Genomic DNA, 18,578 nt, shown 5'->3' with positions numbered 1-18,578 from the left:
CGGAAAGGGGCAGCTGGATTGAGCACCCACGCACCGCACGCAGCGCACACGGACCGGCTCGTCGCGCTCCCGGCCACGCTGGACGAGGCGGTCGCCGCGCTGGCCGCGGTGCCAGCGGCCGTGCCCGTCGCCGGGGGCACGGATCTCATGGCCGGGGTCAACGCCGGGCTGTTGCGCCCCGCGGCCCTCGTCGGCCTCGGTCGGCTGGCCGAGCTGCGCGGCTGGGCGTACCAGGACGGCCACGCGCTGCTCGGCGCGTGCCTGACCCACGCGCGGATGAGCCGCCCCGACTTCGCCGCCCTGATCCCGGCCCTCGCCGCCGCGGCCCGCTCCGCCGGGCCGCCCCAGGTGCGCAACGCCGGCACCCTCGGCGGGAACATCATCACCGCGGCCCCCTCGGGCGACACCCTCCCCGTGCTCGCGGCCCTCGACGCCACCCTGCTGGTCGCAGGCCCCGACGGGGAAGGCCGCCAGATCCCGGTCAGCCACCTGCTCGCGGGCCGCGACCGGCTGCGCCCCGGCGAGCTGCTCGCCCATGTCAGGGTGCCGCTGCTGCACGCGCCGCAGACGTTCCTCAAGGCCACGAGCAGGACGGGCCCCGCGCGCGCGACCGCGTCGGTCTCCGTGGTCCTCGACCCCGTGCGCCGCGAGGTGCGCTGCGCGGTCGGCGCGGTGGCCCCCATGCCGCTGCGCCCGCTCGACGCCGAGCGATGGGTGGCGTCCCTCGTGGACTGGGACGGGGAGCGCGGCCTCGCCCCCGAGGCGTTGGCCGCGTTCGGCGACTATGTCGGGATGGCCTGCATCCCGGACCCCGCCGCTCCTGAGGACGGCGGCGAACCTCCTCAACTCCCCCCCGCCCTCCTGCACATGAGGCGTACCGTGACAGCACTGGCCCGCCGCGGACTCGGAAGGGCTCTCGCATGAACGACGACCAGCAGCCCGAGGAGAACTCCCAGGGCCCGCAGCCGGGCTGGGGCGGGGAGTACGACGCGGAGGCGACCGCGTTCATAGAGCTGCCGGGCGGCTACGCCCAGGAGCCGGGGGGCGAGCCGCTCGCTGCCCCCGGGCACGGGTACCAGCCGCCCGAGATCGGCGGCCCCGCGGCGCAGCCCGCCACCGCCGACCCCACGACGGACCCGGGCTCGACCGGGCAGTGGACCATGCCGTTCTCCTGGGGCGAGCCCGACGCCGCGGGGGACCAGCAGGGCGCCGCCCGCGGCCCCTCGCGGGCCGCCGCCATGAGCCAGGGCGCCGCCGCGCTGGCCGGCGGGCGGCGCAGACTCGGCGAAGGGCCCGCCGGGGTCGACGCCGAGGCGCCGCAGCTCCAGGAGACGAGCCCCTGGCCGCCCGAGCGGCAGGCCGCGGCCGAGCAGCCGCCGCCGTCCCCGTGGGCCGCGCCCCCCGCGGGCGAGCCGCACCCGGCCGAGTCCGTGCCGGGGCCCGCCTCGCCCACACCCCCGGAGCCCACGGCGGCCGAGCCCGCCGACGCCGGGGGCCGCAGCGAGCACCCCGAGGTCTCCTACGTCCTGCGGGTCAACGGCGTCGACCGCCCCGTCTCGGGCGCCTGGATCGGCGAGTCCCTGCTCTACGTCCTGCGCGAGCGCCTCGGCCTCGCGGGCGCGAAGGACGGCTGCGCGCAGGGCGAGTGCGGCGCCTGCTCGGTGCAGGTGGACGGCCGCCTCGTCGCCGCCTGCCTGGTCCCGGCCGCGACCGCGGCGGGCAGCGAGATCCGCACCGTCGAGGGCCTGAGCGCCGACGGCACCCCCTCCGACGTGCAGCGCGCGCTGGCCGCCTCCACCGTGCAGTGCGGGTTCTGCCTGCCCGGCATGGCCATGACGGTGCACGACCTGCTCGAGGGGAACCACACGCCCACCGACCTGGAGACCCGGCAGGCCCTGTGCGGGAACCTGTGCCGCTGCTCCGGCTACCGGGGCGTGCTCAACGCCGTGCGCGCCGTCGTGGAGGAGCGCGCGGCCCGGGCCGAGGCCCCGCAGGGCGAGGACCGCCAGGCCCGCATTCCGCACCAGGCCGGACCCCCGGCAGGAGGCATGTGATGACATACCAGGCCGGCGACGCGGCGGCCGTCACCGTGGTCGCCTCGCAGGCGGGCGGCGGCGGGCAGGGCAGCCAGGCGCCGCACGGGCTCGGCGCCTCGGTGCCGTCGGCCGAGGCGGACGCCAAGGTGCTCGGCACCTACCCGTACACCGCCGACCTGTGGGCCGAGGGCCTGCTGTGGGCCGCCGTGCTGCGCTCGCCGCACCCGCACGCGCGGATCAAGCGCGTCGACACCGCCGACGCCGCCGCGATGCCGGGCGTGCGGGCCGTGGTCACGCACGAGGACGTGACGGGTGAGGCGGGCCTCGGGCGCACGGTCGAGGACCGGCCCGCGCTGGCCTCCGACGTGGTGCGTTACCACGGGGAGCCGGTCGCGGCCGTCGCCGCCGACCACCCCGAGACCGCCAGGCTCGCCGCCGCGGCGATCGTCGTCGAGTACGAGGTGCTCGAGGCGGTGACCGACCCGGAGAAGGCGTTCGAGGCCGAGCCGCTGCACCCCGAAGGGAACCTGATCCGCCACATCCCGCTGCGCCACGGCGACCCGTCGGCGACCGGCGAGGTCGTGGTCGAGGGCCTGTACCGCATCGGCCGCCAGGACCCGGCGCCCATCGGCGTCGAGGCGGGCCTCGCCGTGCCGCGCCCCGACGGCGGCGTCGAGATGTACACCGCGTCGACCGACCCGCACGGCGACCGCGACCGGCTCGCCGCGTGCCTCGGCCTCACCGAGGAGCAGGTCAAGGTGTATGTGACGGGCGTGCCAGGGGCGTTGGGCGACCGCGAGGACCTGGGGTTCCAGCTGCCGCTCTCGCTGCTCGCCATCCGCACCGGCAGCCCGGTCAAGCTGGCGGCGACCCGCGAGGAGTCGTTCCTGGGGCACGGCCACCGGCACCCCACGCTCCTGCGGTACTGGCACCACGCGGACCGCGAGGGGAAGCTCGTCAAGGTCGAGGCGCAGATCCTCATGGACGCCGGGGCCTACGCGGACGACTCGGCGGAGGCGCTGGCCGCGGCGGTCTCGTTCGCCGGGGGGCCCTATGTCGTGCCCAACGCCGTGGTCGACGGCTGGGTCGTGCGCACCAACAACCCGCCCTCGGGCTATGTGCGGGGCGAGGGCGCGATGCAGGTGTGCGCCGCCCACGAGGGCCAGATGGACAAGCTGGCCGCCCGACTCGGCATCGATCCCGACGAGTTGCGCGCGCGGAACGTCCTGGCCACCGGCGACGCGCTGCCCACGGGGCAGGCCGTGACATGCCCCGCGCCCGTCGCCGAGCTGCTGGGCGCGGTGCGCGAGGCGCCGCTGCCCGCGCTGCCCAAGGACGGCCCGGTCGAGGACTGGCTGCTGCCCGGCGGCCCCGACGGCGCGGCCGACCCGGGCGCGGTGCGCCGCGGCGTCGGCTACGCCCTCGGCATGGTGCACATGCTCGGCGCCGAGGGCGCGGACGAGGTGGCGACGGCGACGGTCAAGGTCGAGGGCACGTCGGCCACCGTGCTGTGCGCCGCCGTGGAGTCGGGCCAGGGCTTCGCGACGCTGGCCCGGCAGATCGTCCAGGATGTCCTCGGCGTGGACGACGTGCAGGTCGCGCCGGTCGACACCGACCAGCCGCCCGCGGGCCCTGGCTGCCGCTCGCGGCACACCTGGGTCTCGGGCGGCGCGGTGGAACGGGCCGCCAAGATGGTCCGCACCCAGCTGCTCCAGCCGCTCGCCGCGACGTTCGGGATGTCCGCCGAGCTGCTCTCGATCGCCGACGGCAAGATCACCTCCTACGACGGGGTGCTCTCCACGACGGTGGCCGAGGCCCTCGAGGGCAAGGAGCTGTGGGCGACCGCGCAGTGCCGCCCGCACCCCACCGAGCCGCTGAACGAGTCGGGCCAGGGCGACGCGTTCGTCGGCATGGCCTTCGCCGCGATCCGTGCGGTGGTGGACGTGGACGTGGAGCTCGGCTCGGTCCGCGTGGTCGAGATGGCGGTCGCGCAGGACGTCGGCCGCGTGCTCAACCCCCGCCAGCTGCGCGCCCGCATCGAGGCCGGGGTCACCCAGGGCATCGGCGCGGCGCTCACCGAGCACCTGCGCGTGGTGCGCGGCGTGGTGCGGCGGCCCGACCTGGCGGGTTACGCCCTGCCGACCGCGTTGGACGCGCCCGACGTGCGGATCGTGCGGCTGGTCGAGGAGCGCGACGTGGTGGCGCCGTTCGGGGCGAAGGCCGCGAGCGCGGTGCCGCTCGTGGTCGCGCCCGCGGCGGTCGCGGCGGCGGTCCGCGCGGCCACGGGCCGCCCGGTGAACCGCCTCCCGATCCGCCCGCAGGCCGCGGTCAGCACCGGCTGAGCGGCGGCCTACGACCAACGGCCGACGTGGTTCCTGGCGCCGGTCCATAGGCGCGGCGGCCCCTCGCTCCTTACGGTGTCCCCATGAGCGACACCGACGCCGCCGCCGGCTCCGTGCCCCCGCCGACCGACGCGACGTCCGACGCGACGTCCGACGCGACGTCCGATGCGCGGGAGTGGGACGACGACGGCGGTGGCGGGGTGCTCAGCGCGCCGTACCGGGCGCTGACGCTCGGGTGTGTCAGCACGATCCTGCTGATCGCGTTCGAGGCGATGGCCGTCGGCACGGCGATGCCCGCCGCCGCGGAGGCGCTCGACGGTCTCGCGCTGTACGCGTTCGCGTTCTCGGCGTTCTTCACCACCAGCCTGCTCGGGATGGTCGTCTCGGGGCAGTGGTGCGACCGGCGGGGGCCGCTCGCGCCCGTGATGGCGGGCATATCCGCGTTCTCCGCCGGTCTGCTGCTCTCGGGCACCGCGCAGTCGATGTGGGTCTTCGTGCTGGGGCGCGCCGCGCAGGGCGTGGGCGGCGGCCTGGTGATCGTGGCGCTGTATGTCACGGTGCGCAGGGCGTATCCGGAACGGCTGCGGGCGTCGGCGCTCGCGTCGTTCTCGGCGGCGTGGGTGGTGCCCTCGATGGTGGGCCCGGTGATCTCGGGAACGGTGACGGAACGGTTCGGCTGGCGCTGGGTCTTCCTCGGGATCACCGTTCTCGTGCTGCTCCCCGTCCTGGTGATGCTGCCCGCGCTGCGGCGGCTCGGCGGCCCGGGGGAGCCGGGGGCGCGCTTCGACCGGCGGGGGCTGCGGCTCGCGGCCGCGGTGGCGCTGGGCGCGGGGCTGCTCCAGTACGGCGGGCAGGAGCTGCGCTGGCTCTCGCTCGTGCCGGTGCTCGTCGGCGTCGCGCTGCTGGCGCCCTCGGCGCGGCTGCTGCTGCCGCGCGGGACGTTCCGCGCGGCGCGCGGGCTCCCCGCGGTGATCACGCTGCGGGGGCTTGTGTCGATGGCGTATCTGTCGACGCAGAGCTTTGTCCCGCTGATGCTGGTCACCCAGCGCGGCCTGTCGTACACCGAGGCGGGGCTGGCCCTGGCGGCGTCGGGGCTGCTGTGGGCGTCGGGCTCGTTCACGCAGTCGCGGGCGTGGGTCGAGCCGCACCGGCTCGGTCTTGTGCGCCTCGGCACGGTGCTGGTCACGGCGGGGGTGGCGGCGACGCCGCTGGTGCTGATCGACGCGGTGCCGGTGTGGCTCCCGGCGCTGACGCTCGCGGTGGCGGCGTTCGGCATGGGCGCGGTGACCGCCTCGGTCGGGGTGCTGGTGCTGCGGCTCTCGGCGCCCGACGAGGCGGGCGGGAACGTCGCCTCGCTCCAGGTGTGCGACAGCCTGGGCAACGTCGTGATGCTCACGACGGTGGGCACGCTCTTCGCCGCCCTGGGCGGCGACGCGTCGGCCACGGCGCACGCGGCGACGGCGGACGCGGCCGGGGTGGCGGTGGAGGCGACGGCGTTCCTCCCGGTCTACGCGGCGACGACGACGGCGGCACTGTTCAGCATCGCGGTGGCGGGCCGCCTGCGCACCCGAACGTGAATTCGGTACCATTCTGGTACCACTTCCGGTACTGTGGGAGTATGGCTATGAACTTGCGACTGCCCGATGAGGTTCAGGAAGCGCTGAAGCAGCGGGCCGAGGAGGAGGGGCGGAGCATGCACGCCATAGTGGTTCAGGCGGTGGAGCGGTATCTCGTGGAGGAGGCGGACCGGGCGACCGTCCGCAAGCTGGGGGCGAAGTACGCGGCCAAGCACGCGGACTTGCTGCGGCGGCTGGGGGAGTAGCGCGTGAAGTACCTGACGGTCCGGGAGGCCCTGGACCTCGCCCAGCTCGCGTGCGACCCACAGGAGGTCGCCGTCCGGGACTTCGGACTGCTGTCGTCGGCGCTGCACAGGCCGCGGTCCGAGATGTTCGGGGTGGCCGCCTATCCCGACCTGTTCGAGAAGGCGGCGGCGCTCCTCCAGTCGCTCGCGGTCAACCACCCCTTGGTGGACGGGAACAAGCGAACGGCGTGGATGTGCACCGTCGTCTTTCTCGACCTCAACGGGGTGGACATGGCGGAGGTCGACCAGGACGCGGCGTATGGCCTGGTCATCGATGTCGCCGCAGGCAAGGCGGAGGAAGTCGCCCTCGTCGCCTCGGCGTTGCGCTCGCTGCACCGTGATGTGAGCTGAGCCGCATCGGCGGGCCGGTCTCCGGGGGTAGGCTGTCGCGGTCCTCGTGCCGTCAAGACCCACCCCGGAGACCGTGACCGCCGCCGCCTCATCCTCCGCCGCCCACTCCTCCCATCTCTCCCCGGCGTTCCCCGGCCGTGCCCCCTGGGGCACGGCCGGCAAGCTGCGGGCCTGGCAGCAGGCGGCGATGGACGCCTATCTCCAGGCGCAGCCGCGGGACTTCCTCGCGGTCGCCACCCCGGGCGCGGGCAAGACGACGTTCGCCCTGACCCTCGCGTCCTGGCTGCTGCACCACCACGTCGTGCAGCAGGTCACCGTCGTCGCGCCCACCGAGCACCTCAAGACCCAGTGGGCCGACGCCGCGGCGCGGATAGGGATCAGGCTCGACCCCGAGTACAGCGCGGGGCCCGTCGCGCGCGGGTACCAGGGCGTCGCCGTCACCTACGCGGGCGTCGGCGTGCGGCCGATGCTGCACCGCAACCGCTGCGAGCAGCGCAAGACGCTGGTCATCCTGGACGAGATCCACCACGCGGGGGACTCCAGGTCGTGGGGCGAGGCGTGCCTCGAGGCGTTCGAGCCCGCGACGCGGCGGCTCGCGCTGACGGGGACGCCGTTCCGCTCGGACACCAACCCCATCCCGTTCGTCTCCTACGCCGAGGGCAACGACGGCATCCGCAGGTCCGTCGCCGACTACACGTACGGCTACGGCAACGCGCTCGCCGACGGCGTCGTCCGGCCGGTCATCTTCCTCTCCTACAGCGGCAGCATGCGCTGGCGCACCCGCGCGGGCGACGAGGTGGCGGCGCGGCTCGGGGAGCCCATGACCAAGGACGCCACCTCCCAGGCGTGGCGCACCGCGCTCGACGCCAAGGGCGAGTGGATGCCCGCCGTGCTCGGCGCGGCCGACCGGCGGCTCACCGAGGTGCGCCGCTCGGTGCCCGACGCGGGCGGCCTGGTCATCGCGACCGACCAGGAGTCCGCGCGCGCCTACGCCAAGCTGATCAGGGAGATCACCGGCGCCTCCGCGACCGTGGTGCTCTCCGACGACGCGGGGGCCTCGGGGCGGATCGAGGAGTTCAGGACGGGTCAGGACCGCTGGATGGTCGCGGTCCGCATGGTGTCCGAGGGCGTGGACGTCCCCAGGCTGGCCGTCGGGGTCTACGCCACGACGATCGCGACGCCGCTCTTCTTCGCGCAGGCCGTCGGCCGCTTCGTGCGCTCGAGGCGCAGGGGCGAGACCGCGTCCGTCTTCCTGCCGACCATTCCCATGCTCATGGGGTTCGCCCACGAGCTGGAGCTCGAGCGCGACCATGTCCTCGACAAGCCGCGCAAGGACGCCGACGACGACCCGTACGGGCCCGAGGCCGACCTGCTGAAGGACGCCGAGCGCGAGAAGGACGAGCCGGACGGCGAGCAGGACCAACTCTCGTTCGAGGCACTGGAGTCGGACGCCGTGTTCGACCGGGTGATGTACGACGGGGCCGAGTTCGGCATGCAGGCGCACCCGGGCAGCGACGAGGAGCAGGACTACCTCGGGATCCCCGGGCTGCTCGAACCCGACCAGGTGCGGCTCCTGTTGGGCAAGCGCCAGGCCCGGCAGATCGCGCACAGCAGGAAGAAGCCCGACGAGGAGGCCGACCTGCTCGAACTCCCCGCCGACCGGCGCCCGGTGGTGAGCCACAAGGAGATGATGGAGCTGCGCCGCGAGCTGAACTCCCTCGTCGGCGCCTATGCCCACCAGTCGGGCAAGCCCCATGGCGTGATCCATACCGAGCTGCGCCGCGCGTGCGGCGGCCCGGCCACCGCGGAGGCCAGCGCGGGGCAGCTGAGGCAACGCCTGCTCAAGGTGCGGGAATGGGCCACCCGGATGCGGTGACCTGCGGCGACATGCGACGGAGATGAGCGCATAGCGTTCGAAAGTCGTGCTCGACCGCTCGGATTCTGGACAGGCCCTTCCGCTGAGCGGTGCCCCCCGATAAATTTCCGGACACGCGCACGCCGAAGGGACACACGGCGGCGGGCAACGTTGCCCGGTGCGCGGTCAACCTCTGTGACCTGCCACCTGGCACCTGCCAGCAACCTGCTTCGAACTGCTTCGAGGGGGCGTCGTGACCGCGGAGACCTCCCAGACGCTCGACCGAGGGCTACGGGTTCTGAAGCTGCTCGCCGAGACCGACCACGGCCTGACCGTCACCGAGCTGTCCAAACAACTCGGCGTCAACCGAACGGTCGTCTACCGGCTGCTCGCCACGCTCGAGCAGCACTCGCTGGTCCGCAGGGACGCGGGGGGCAGGGCCAGGGTCGGCGTCGGGGTGCTCGGCCTCGGCCGCCAGGTCCACCCGCTGGTGCGGGAGGCGGCGCTGCCCGCGCTGCGCTCGCTCGCCGAGGACGTGGGCGCCACGGCCCATCTCACCGTGGTGGACGGCAACGACGCCCTGGCGGTCGCGGTCGTCGAGCCGAGCTGGACCGACTACCACGTTGCCTATCGCACGGGTTTCCGGCACCCGCTCGACCGGGGCGCCGCGGGCCGGGCCATCCTCACCGGGCGCTGCAAGGACATCACCGACGAGGACGGATACGTGCTGACGCACGGGGAGTTGGAGGCGGGCGCGAGCGGCGCCGCGGCCCCGCTGCCCGCCGAGTGCGGCATCGAGGGCAGCGTGGGCGTGGTCATGCTCAGCGAGGCCGTGCCCGACGAGGTCGGCCCCCGCGTCGTACGGGCCGCCCAGGAGATCGCGGTCGTGCTGCGTTAGATTCCCTCCATGTCCGCAGCCCCGACCGCGCCCCAGGCCAAGGGCGGGCCGACCCCGCCGTCCGGCGGCCGCCGGACCCTGCTGCTCACCGTCTGCTCGCTGCTCGTGGGCGCGTTGCTCGCGGTGGCCGCGCTGGCGCCGCTGCCGTTCTCGGTGACCCACCCCGGGCTCACCGCCGATGTGCTGGGCGAGCACGAGGGGCGGCCCGTCATCACCGTCACCGGCGCGCCGGTCCGCGCGCCCGAGGGCGAGCTGCGGATGACGACGATCACCGCGACCTCGCCCGACGCCACCGTGCGCCTCGCCGACGTGGTGAGCGGCTACTTCGCGAGCGACCGCGCCGTCATGCCGCGCGAGTCGGTCTACCCGGTGGGCGAGAGCACCGAGGAGATCCGCGAGCACAACGCCGACCAGATGGTCGAGTCCCAGGACGCCGCCGTCACCGCCGCGTTGGGCTTCCTCGGCCTCGACGCCTCGGATGTCTCGGTCGAGTTGCACCTCGCGGACATCGGGGGGCCGAGCGCCGGGCTGCTGTTCTCGCTCGGCATCGTCGACCTGCTCGACGGCGACGGCGAGGGCGGCGACCTCACCGGCGGGGAGGTCGTCGCGGGGACCGGCACGATCGACGCGGCGGGGCGGGTCGGCGCGGTCGGCGGCGTTCCCCTCAAGACCCAGGCCGCGCGGCGGGACGGCGCCACCGTCTTCCTGGTGCCGCGCGACGAGTGCGGCGACGCGACGGCCGACACCCCCGAAGGGCTGCGGCTGCTCCCGGTCACCACGCTCGAGGGCGCGGTGAACGACCTGCGCGCGCTGGCCGCGGGCGAGTCCGTGCCGTCCTGCTGATCCCCCGGGGCGCACAGAGGACCGCCCCCGCGAGTGCAGGTCGCGGGGGCGGCTGTGGGGGGTGGTGCTCTTAGAGATTCCCCCGTCGGGCCTGTTCACGCTCGATTGCCTCGAAGAGTGCCTTGAAGTTCCCTTTTCCGAATCCCTGCGAGCCATGCCGTTCGATCAACTCGAAGAAGACCGTGGGCCGGTCCTGCACGGGCTTGGTGAAGATCTGGAGCAGGTAGCCGTCCTCGTCGCGGTCGGCGAGGATCTTCAGCTCCCGCAGCGTGTCCACGGGGACGCGGGTCTCGCCGACCCACTCGCCCAACGTGTCGTAGTACGAGCCCGGCACGTCGAGGAACGAGACACCCGCGTCCCGCATCGCGCGCACCGTGCGGATGATGTCGTCGGTGGCCAGGGCGATGTGCTGGACGCCAGGGCCCCCGTAGAACTCCAGGTACTCGTCGATCTGCGACTTCTTCTTGCCGGGGGCGGGCTCGTTGATCGGGAACTTCACCTTGCGCGTGCCGTCCGCCACGACCTTGGACATCAGCGCGGAGTACTCGGTGGCGATGTCGTCGCCGACGAACTCCTTCATGTTGGTGAAGCCCATGACGCGCTGGTAGAACGCCACCCACTCGTCCATCCGGCCGAGCTCCACGTTGCCCACGCAGTGGTCGACCGACTGGAACGTCCGCTCGACCCGCGGCTCGGTCAGCGGCTCGGCGGCGACGTAGCCGGGCAGGTGGACGCCCTTGTAGTCGCCGCGTTCGACCAGGGTGTGCCGGGTCTCCCCATAGGTGGCCACGGCGGCGAGCACCACCGTGCCGTCCTCGTCGGAGACCTCGGCGGGCTCGGACAGGCCGCGCGCGCCCTGCGCCACGGCGTGCGCGTACGCGGCGCGCGCGTCGGGCACCTCGATGGCCAGGTCGACCACGCCGTCGCCGTGCTCGGCGACATGGCGGGCCAACGCGTGGCCCTCGGGCGTGACCGGCCGGATGACCGAGGTGAGGACGAAGCGGGCGCTCCCCGACTCGAGGACGTAGGAGGCGCTCTCGCGATGGCCGTTCTCGGGGCCCCGGTAGGCGACGAGGGTCATCCCGAACGCCGTGGAGTAGTAGTGCGCGGCCTGTCTGGCGTTGCCTACGGCGAAGACGACCGCGTCCATGCCCCGGACGGGGAACGGGTCGTCCGATGTGATCTCAGTCATGGAGACCAGCGTGCGGTGGTTCGGCAGAGTGCGCAATAGTTTGCGTTTGTGCTGGTCAATCTGTAGAGAGTGACGCGCGTAGCCGTCTAGGGTCTGTACAGGATGCCCAGGAGGTGCGCGGTGACCATCGACGCGTTGGACGCACGTTTGATCGAGCTGCTCGCGCGCGAGCCGAGGATCGGGGTGCTCGAGGCGTCCCGGCGGCTCGGCGTCGCGCGCGGCACCGCCCAGGCGCGGCTCGAGAAGCTGCGCGTGGGCGGGGTGATCCGCGGCTTCGGGCCCGAGGTGGACCCGGCGGCCCTCGGCTTCCCCGTGACCGCCTTCGCCACCCTGGAGATCAAGCAGGGCCAGGGCGACGAGGTCCGCCGTCACCTCGCCGGGGTGCCCGAGGTGCTCGAGTTGCACACCATCACCGGCGAGGGCGACATGCTGTGCCGCCTGGTGGCGCGTTCCAACGCCGACCTCCAGCGGGTCATCGACCGGGTGGTCGGCCTCGACGGGATCGTCAGGTCGTCCACCGCGATCGTCATGGAGAACCCCGTGCCGCTGCGCACCCTCCCGCTGGTGCGGCACGCGGCCGCCCCTTAGGGCCAGGCCCTAGCTAGGCCGCGGCCTCGTCCGAGCCGTCGGGGGCGCCGAGCAGCGCGCACAGGGTGTCGCCGACGATCAGCCGGACGCTCTCGGTGCCGAACGGGACGAGCCGCAGCGTGCGTTGGAGCCAGGCGGCCACCGTGGGGGCGGGGGCGTGCAGCAGCGCGTCGCCGTCGGGGGAGTGCAGCGCGAGGCACAGCACGGGGCCCTCGTCCTGGATCACGGGCCAGAGCCGTACGTCGCCCTGTCCCGATGGCCTGACCAGGCCCTCGACCAGCAGCTCGCGGGAGAAGGCCCAGTCCACCGGGGTGTCGGAGTTGATGTGGAAGCTCATGTGCACCGCGTAGGGGTCGGACGCGCGGTAGCGCAGCCGCGCGGGTACCGGGACGCTGCGGTCACCCGAGAGCACCAGCTTCAGGGCGAGTTCCCGCTCGATCGTGGTGTGCATGCGATGCGACCTCTCCTGTCGTGCCGTTCTGTCGTGCCGAAGGGGGAGAGGGGGAGGGGCGCCATTCCTTACACGACTTCGGCGACTTTTTCGAAGGGCAGCTCCGAGGGGCAGCTCCGAAGGCCGCTTTCCCGGTGGGGCGCCTTCTCGGAGGGCCGTTGTCAGTGGGGCCGCGTAGCGTCGGTGGCATGGACGGAGGAGCGGCGCGTGTGCGGCTCGTGCCCTGGCACGAGGGCGGTCTCGACCTGCTCCGGCGGGCGAACGCCCCGGAGATGATGATCCACCTCGGGGGCCCGGAGTCCGAGGAGAAGCTCCAGGACCGGCATCTGCGGTATCTGGGCCTCGGCGGCACGGGCCCGGGGCGGATGTTCATCGTGGAGGACGCCGAGGGCGGCGGCTCGGTGGGCACCATCGGGTTCTGGGAGCGGGAGTGGCGCGGCGGCGCCGCGTGGGAGACGGGGTGGAGCACGTTGCCCGAGTTCCAGGGGCGCGGCCTGGCGACGGCGGCGGCGCTCGCCGTGGCGGCCGTGGCCGCCGAGGAGGGGACCCACCGCTTCATACACGCGTTCCCGTCCGTGGAGAATCCCGCGTCCAACGCGATCTGCCGCAAGGCGGGCTTCACGCTGCTCGGCGTGTGCGACATGGAGTACCCCAGGGGTCGCCCGCTGCGCTGCCACGACTGGCGCCTGGATCTGACCCCCTGGGGAACCGGGAGGACGCCCCTGGAGTCTCACGACGGACCGGGAGTTGGCTAAGGTCCCTCACAGGGAACGCAGGACCGGCGCCGCCCGCGCGGCGACGTACCATGCTTACCCGGCAAGAGACTCGAAGGACTGCACGGACGAGGAGATTCGGCCCCCATGAGCTCCCCACCCGCAGGGCCCAACTGGTACCCGGACCCGTCCATTCCCGGCTACATCCGGTACTGGAACGGCACCTCCTGGGTGCCCGGCAGCAGCCGGCCCGAGCCGCGGGAGGGCGAGCCCGTGCCCTCGCCCCCGTCCGGAGGGGCGGCGCCCGCGCCACCCGCCGCGACGGGCAGGCCCGTTCCGGCGGCGCGCGAGGGCGAGACGCAGCCGTTCTTCTTCGACGAGGACCCGCCGTCGGCGCCCGCGTCGTCCTCGTCCTCGCCCTCGGGAGGGGCGTCGGGCCCTTCCCAGGCCGCGGACGATCCGCCGCCGTCGGCGGGCAGCGCGCTGCCCGAGCCGCGGCGGCGCGGCGAGGTCGAGCCATCGGGGCAGCGGCAGGGCGGCCCCTGGGGCGGTGACGCGGGCCCGCAGCAGGGCGGGCGCGGCGAGCAGCGGGTGACCTGGGGCTCCGACGAGGACGTCAGCACGTCGCCCGTGGTGGCCGCGGGCCGCGGCGTCGATCCCCGCGGGCAGTTCCGCAGGACCCCGTCCGAGGGCTCGGAGACCCCGGCGCGGCGGCCGGAGCCGCCCGCCGAGGACCCCAAGGAGCAGACGACCACGCTGCGCCGCGCGGACATCGCCGCGGGCGGGTCGTGGGAGCGTCAGGTGCGCGACCTCGCGCAGCAGTCCCCGCCCGGGGGCTCGCCGCAGGCGCCGCCCGCGGCGCAGGGCGGGCAGTCGGCGCCGCCCCAGCAGGCGCAGCCGCTGCCGCCCGCCATCGGTCAACCGCCCGTCCCGCCCCAGCAGTCGGCGCCCCCGCAGCAGGCGGCCGCGCCGCCGCAGGCCGCGCTCCCGCAGGCCGCGCCCCAACAGGCCGCGCCGCCGCAGCAGCCGCAGCCTCAGGCGGCCCAGCCGCAGCCCGCGCCCGGCTATGGATATCCGCCGCAGCAGGGCCCCGCGGCTGGTGGCTACGGCTACCCCCAGCAGCAGGGCGGCCAGCAGCCGGGGCCTTCGGGCGGCGGCTACGGCTATCCGCAGCAGGGCGGCCAGCCCGCCCCGCAGCAGTCGCCGTTCCTCCAGTCGCACCAGGGCGACGCCCTGACGATGGTGCGCCGCTTCGACACGCGGCAGGCGTATCCGGCGAAGCTCGGCAAGCGGCTCGTGGCCCGCGTCGTGGACTCGCTCCTGCCGGGCGCCGCCGCCGCGGTGATCGCCGCCCCGCTGGTGGGCGACGCCAGGGACCACATCCAGGACCAGGTGGACGCGGCCGAGCGGGCCGGGGTCACCGAGACGATCTGGCTGATCGACGGCACGACGGGCGGCTATCTCGCCCTGGTGCTCGGGGTGTTCCTCGGCGTGAGCCTCCTGCTCGAGGCGCTGCCGGTCGCGCTGTGGGGCACCACGCTCGGCAAGGCGATCGTCAAGCTCCGCGTGCTCGACGTCGGCAGCCAGGAGAAGCCGGGGTTCGGCGCTGCGCTGCTGCGCTGGCTGCTGTACAACGTCCTCGCGGTGTTCGTCGTCGGGATCGTCAGCCTCATCATGGGCGCGAGGGACAGGCCGTGGCGCCAGGCGTGGCACGACAAGGCCGCACAGACGTTCGTGGGTGAGTTCAGGGCCGAGGGCCAGCAGCCGCGGTCGAGCTGAGCGCCCCCGCCGACCCGGTCGGCGGTACGCGCCCCCCGATCGTCGCCGCCGGGATGCGGGGTGCGCCCCGGCGGGCTTGACTGGCGATCATGAGCAACGATCAGCCGCGGCCAGGGCCCGGCGACGAGCCGGGCCCCGCCCCTCCCGAGGAGCAGGGCCTGCCGAAGGCGCCCCGCGCGGGGAACACCGACCTGGGCGGCGCCTTCGGCGAGAGCCCCTTCGGCGGCCCCGCGGGCGCGAAGGATCCGCTGGCCGGGATGCCGTCGTTGGCCTCCCTCGGCCGCCGCCTGCTCGCCCGCATCATCGACGCGCTGATCGTCGGCATCCCGGTGACGTTCGCCCTCTGGCCCCTGATGGGCGCCTACAACGGCAACGACGACGGCGGCGCCGCCTACGGCCAGCAGGCCATCGTGCTGCTGGTCTACTTCCTCTACGAGGGCCTCATGCTGAGCGCCCGCGGCCAGACCGTGGGCAAGATGCTGATGCGCATCCGTGTCGCCATGCTGGACAACGGCGCGGTGCCGCACGGGAATCCGGCCTGGTACCGCGCGGCGGTCTACTCCCTGCCGCAGCTGCTGCCGTGCATCGGCTTCATCTTCTGGCTGGTCAACGTGCTCACCTGCACATGGGATCGCCCCTACCGGCAGTGCCTCCACGACAAGGCGGCGGGGACCGTGGTCGTCTCCGCCGCCTGACGCGTGCCCGGTCAGGCCCGCACGCTCGGGCGCGGGGCCGCCGCGGGGGCCGGCTCGGCCCGCGTGGCGCTCGCGGTGACCGCGACGGCGGGGCGCCGCGCCGCGGGCCTGCGCCACGGGGCGAGCGCGGTGAACGCCCCGATCAGCAGCGCCACCACGGCGATCGCCGCGGTCGCGGGGACCGAGGGCTCATCGACCACGAACAGCGAGACAAGGGTGATGGAGATGACCGTGGCCGAACCGTAGGCGATCTGCACGGGGGTCGGGTGCGGCATGTCGGTGTCCGTCCTCGGAAGGGGTGCTCTCGAACGGTTCTACGGGCCGTGAATGCCCGGGAGCGCGAGAGCGTAAGCCTGGCCTCGACCGGCGGACGGGAGCACAGGGGGCGCACGGAATCATCGCCCGGCAGAGCGGACAAGACGCTATCCGTACCGGGGTGTTGAGACAAGGTCTGTCTTTTTCTGTTCTACTCATGTCAAATGCGTCCCGTCACATCACTGCGTGCGCAGGGGAGGACAGGCAACACGTGAATACAGGTAAACGATCGAGGAGATCGGCCACCACCGCCGCCGCGACGGCAGTCGTCGCCCTGGGGGCGGCGGTGCTCATTCCGGTGGGCACGGCCTCGGCCCAGCCCCCGGCCGAGTCGGTCGAAGGGCCGCGCGACGCCAGGGCGTTCGCGGCCGGGCCGCACCTCGAGAACCCGCTGGCCGAGAAGCGTGAGGCGCAGAAGCAGCAGGCGCAGCAGGAGTTGCTCAGCGGCACGGCGAGCGCCCGCACGCGGGCCGACTCCGAGGTCGTGGAGCTGAGCGACGGCGAGTTCGTCGAGGTGGCCACCACGGGCACGGACCAGATCTTCACCGTGCTGGTCGAGTTCGGCGACGAGACCCACCCGGACTTCGGCGGCGACCCGGGCCCCCGGGTCAACGAGATCGCCGAGCCCGACCGTTCCGATGACAACACCACCATCTGGCAGGAGGACTTCGACCGGCAGTACTACGAGGACATCTACTACTCGGAGGACCCCGAGGTCCCCTCCGTCAAGCAGTACTTCGAGAGCCAGTCGTCGGGGCGTTACACCGTCGACGGCGAGGTCACCGACTGGGTGCTCGTGGACTACAACGAGGCCAGGTACGGCAACAACGCCTGTGGCTCCAACGTCTGCGAGTCCGTCTGGGAGATCGTCACCGACGGCGTCAACGCCTGGTACGAGCAGCAGCTCGCCGCCGGGGCCACGCCCGAGGAGCTGCGCGAGCGGCTGGCGCGGTACGACACGCAGGACCGTTACGACTACGACGGCGACGGCGACTTCAACGAGCCCGACGGCTACCTGGACCACTTCCAGATAGTCCACGCCGGCGAGGACGAGTCGGCCGGCGGCGGCGCGCAGGGCGAGGACGCGATCTGGGCGCACCGCTGGTACGCGTTCGCGGACCGGGTGGGCAGCACGGGCCCCGAGTTCAACCCGGCGGGCGGCACCCAGATCGCCGACACGGGCCTGTGGGTGGGCGACTACACGATCCAGCCGGAGAACGGCGGAGTCGGCGTGTTCGCCCACGAGTTCGCCCACGACCTCGGCCTGCCCGACCTGTACGACACGCAGGGCGGCGAGAACGGCACCGGCTTCTGGTCGGCGATGTCGTCCGGCTCGTGGCTCGGCCGCGGCGACGGCTCGATCGGCGGCCTGCCCAACGACATGGGCCCCTGGGAGAAGCTGCAACTGGGCTGGCTGGATTACGAGACCGCGCAGGCGGCCACGCGTTCCCAGCACGACCTCGGCCCCTCCGCCCTCACCTACCCCGAGGGCGAGGAACGCGACGAGGCCCAGGCGCTGATCGTCGAGCTGCCCGAGAAGACCGTCACCACCGACATCCACCCGCCCGCCGAGGGCGAGGCCCAGTGGTGGAGCGGCTCGGGCGACGACCTGAGCAACACCCTGGCCCGCACGGTCGACCTGACCGGCGCGTCGGAGGCGTCGCTCGACCTCACGGGCTGGTGGTCGATCGAGGAGGACTACGACTACCTCTACGTCGAGGCGTCGGCGGACGGCGGGGAGACCTGGACGGCCATCGACGGCACGGCGGACGGCGAGGCCCTGCCGCGCGACGGCGCCGACCGGCCCACGCTGACCGGTGAGTCGGGCGGCGACGTGGCCCTGTCGTTCCCGCTCGACGCGTACGCGGGCGCCCCCGTCGACCTGCGGTTCCGCTACCAGACGGACGGCTCGCTCGCGCTGACCGGCTTCACGGCCGACGCGATCACGGTCACCGCCGACGGCGAGCCGGTGTTCTCCGACGGCGCCGAGGAGGGCGAGGGCGACTGGACCACCGACGGCTTCTCCGTCGTGGGCGCCTCGGTGACGGACGACTACGCGCAGTACTACGTGGTGGAGAACCGGCAGTACGTCGGGTACGACGAGACGCTGGAGACCGGCCCGTACAACTTCGGCGACCTCACGGAGCGTCCCGACTGGGTCGAGCACTTCCCGTACCAGAACGGCCTCCTGGTGTGGCTGTGGGACACCTCACAGCTGAACAACAACACCAGCCAGCACCCGGGCGAGGGCCTGATCCTGCCGGTCGACGCCCACGCGTCGGCCGAGTACTGGGCGGACGGCACGGTCATGCGCAACCGCCTCCAGACGCGGGACGCGACCTTCAGCCGGGCGCGCACCCAGGAGCTGACCGTGCACCTGAACGGCGAGCCGACGACGCTGCCTTCGCAGCGCGGCGCGTCGTTCTTCGACGACCGCACGGGCACGTACTGGGACGAGGCGAACCCCGGGAACAGTGTTCAGGTCCCGGACACCAACACCAGGATCACGATCATCAGGCAGCCGGGCGACGCGTCCGAGCCCCTGCGGGTCCGGGTGGGCGCGAGCCAGCGGTGATCCCCGCCCCGCGTTAGGAAAGCGCAGGTCAACGCAGTGATCGGCCGCCGCCCCTCGACGGGCGGCGGCCGTTCGCGTAAGGAT

At 73.7% G+C, this 18,578-nt stretch carries 17 protein-coding genes; 14 read left to right on the top strand and 3 right to left on the bottom strand.

What is annotated here, in order from left to right:
* The first annotated feature begins 18 nt into the window (after window positions 1–18).
* The 9 genes from D7318_RS17685 (at window position 19) to D7318_RS17645 (ending at window position 10,186) form a co-directional block, all read left to right on the top strand.
* Window positions 19–924 carry an FAD binding domain-containing protein gene (locus tag D7318_RS17685; RefSeq protein ID WP_120698077.1) on the top strand — a complete coding sequence of 302 codons (906 nt, stop codon included), beginning with the start codon at window positions 19–21 and terminating at the stop codon, window positions 922–924.
* Complete coding sequence (locus tag D7318_RS17680; RefSeq protein ID WP_120698076.1) at window positions 921–2,054, top strand: 2Fe-2S iron-sulfur cluster-binding protein; 1,134 nt, start codon at window positions 921–923, stop codon at window positions 2,052–2,054. The genes D7318_RS17685 and D7318_RS17680 overlap by 4 nt, the downstream gene beginning before the upstream one ends.
* On the top strand, window positions 2,054–4,378 hold the full coding sequence (locus D7318_RS17675; RefSeq protein WP_120698075.1) for a xanthine dehydrogenase family protein molybdopterin-binding subunit: 2,325 nt from the start codon (window positions 2,054–2,056) through the stop codon (window positions 4,376–4,378). Before D7318_RS17680 ends, D7318_RS17675 begins: the two co-directional genes overlap by 1 nt.
* Before the next feature lie 83 nt (window positions 4,379–4,461).
* Window positions 4,462–5,955 (top strand): MFS transporter, encoded by a 1,494-nt coding sequence (locus D7318_RS17670; protein WP_120698074.1) that lies wholly within the window; start codon window positions 4,462–4,464, stop codon window positions 5,953–5,955.
* A 47-nt stretch (window positions 5,956–6,002) separates the two neighbouring features.
* Complete coding sequence (locus D7318_RS17665) at window positions 6,003–6,200, top strand: Arc family DNA-binding protein (protein ID WP_120698073.1); 198 nt, start codon at window positions 6,003–6,005, stop codon at window positions 6,198–6,200.
* A 3-nt stretch (window positions 6,201–6,203) separates the two neighbouring features.
* Entirely contained in the window at window positions 6,204–6,590 is a 387-nt protein-coding gene (locus D7318_RS17660; protein ID WP_120698072.1) for a type II toxin-antitoxin system death-on-curing family toxin, read from the top strand.
* 73 nt (window positions 6,591–6,663) lie between these two features.
* Window positions 6,664–8,466, top strand: coding sequence for a DEAD/DEAH box helicase (locus tag D7318_RS17655; protein ID WP_120698071.1), 1,803 nt, complete (start codon window positions 6,664–6,666; stop codon window positions 8,464–8,466).
* A gap of 232 nt (window positions 8,467–8,698) precedes the next feature.
* Window positions 8,699–9,343 (top strand): IclR family transcriptional regulator, encoded by a 645-nt coding sequence (locus D7318_RS17650; protein WP_120698070.1) that lies wholly within the window; start codon window positions 8,699–8,701, stop codon window positions 9,341–9,343.
* A gap of 9 nt (window positions 9,344–9,352) precedes the next feature.
* The gene (locus D7318_RS17645; RefSeq protein ID WP_120698069.1) at window positions 9,353–10,186 is read left to right on the top strand and encodes a S16 family serine protease; all 834 of its coding nucleotides are present in this window, start codon (window positions 9,353–9,355) and stop codon (window positions 10,184–10,186) included.
* A 70-nt stretch (window positions 10,187–10,256) separates the two neighbouring features.
* Here the strand turns inward: D7318_RS17645 and hppD are convergent, their stop codons facing one another.
* Entirely contained in the window at window positions 10,257–11,378 is a 1,122-nt protein-coding gene (gene hppD / locus D7318_RS17640) for a 4-hydroxyphenylpyruvate dioxygenase (RefSeq protein ID WP_120698136.1), read from the bottom strand.
* A gap of 120 nt (window positions 11,379–11,498) precedes the next feature.
* Between hppD and D7318_RS17635 the strand changes: the two genes are divergently transcribed.
* Complete coding sequence (locus D7318_RS17635; protein WP_120698068.1) at window positions 11,499–11,966, top strand: Lrp/AsnC family transcriptional regulator; 468 nt, start codon at window positions 11,499–11,501, stop codon at window positions 11,964–11,966.
* Between the two features lie 13 nt (window positions 11,967–11,979).
* Here D7318_RS17635 and D7318_RS17630 read toward each other — a convergent pair whose 3' ends face one another.
* The gene (locus D7318_RS17630) at window positions 11,980–12,417 is read right to left on the bottom strand and encodes an SsgA family sporulation/cell division regulator (protein ID WP_120698067.1); all 438 of its coding nucleotides are present in this window, start codon (window positions 12,415–12,417) and stop codon (window positions 11,980–11,982) included.
* Window positions 12,418–12,605: 188 nt separating this feature from the next.
* Here D7318_RS17630 and D7318_RS17625 point away from each other — a divergent pair, with 188 nt between their 5' ends.
* From D7318_RS17625 to D7318_RS17615, 3 genes are all read left to right on the top strand, one after another.
* The gene (locus tag D7318_RS17625) at window positions 12,606–13,172 is read left to right on the top strand and encodes a GNAT family N-acetyltransferase (protein WP_120698066.1); all 567 of its coding nucleotides are present in this window, start codon (window positions 12,606–12,608) and stop codon (window positions 13,170–13,172) included.
* Between the two features lie 105 nt (window positions 13,173–13,277).
* Window positions 13,278–14,909, top strand: a complete 1,632-nt coding sequence (locus D7318_RS17620) for an RDD family protein (protein ID WP_120698065.1) — start codon at window positions 13,278–13,280, stop codon at window positions 14,907–14,909.
* 89 nt (window positions 14,910–14,998) lie between these two features.
* A complete protein-coding gene (locus tag D7318_RS17615) occupies window positions 14,999–15,604 on the top strand; it encodes an RDD family protein (protein ID WP_120698064.1) in 606 nt (201 codons plus the stop codon).
* Window positions 15,605–15,615: 11 nt separating this feature from the next.
* Here the strand turns inward: D7318_RS17615 and D7318_RS17610 are convergent, their stop codons facing one another.
* The gene (locus D7318_RS17610) at window positions 15,616–15,879 is read right to left on the bottom strand and encodes a hypothetical protein (protein WP_120698063.1); all 264 of its coding nucleotides are present in this window, start codon (window positions 15,877–15,879) and stop codon (window positions 15,616–15,618) included.
* 476 nt (window positions 15,880–16,355) lie between these two features.
* Between D7318_RS17610 and D7318_RS17605 the strand changes: the two genes are divergently transcribed.
* The gene (locus D7318_RS17605) at window positions 16,356–18,494 is read left to right on the top strand and encodes an immune inhibitor A domain-containing protein (protein ID WP_120698135.1); all 2,139 of its coding nucleotides are present in this window, start codon (window positions 16,356–16,358) and stop codon (window positions 18,492–18,494) included.
* Window positions 18,495–18,578 lie beyond the last annotated feature (84 nt).

Origin of the sequence: Streptomyces radicis (genome assembly GCF_003626575.1) — a bacterium.
Taxonomy (GTDB): Bacteria; Actinomycetota; Actinomycetes; order Streptomycetales; family Streptomycetaceae; genus Streptomyces; species Streptomyces radicis.
The sequence above is the reverse complement of the archived record's forward strand: the minus strand, read 5'-3'. Positions and strand labels throughout refer to the sequence as shown.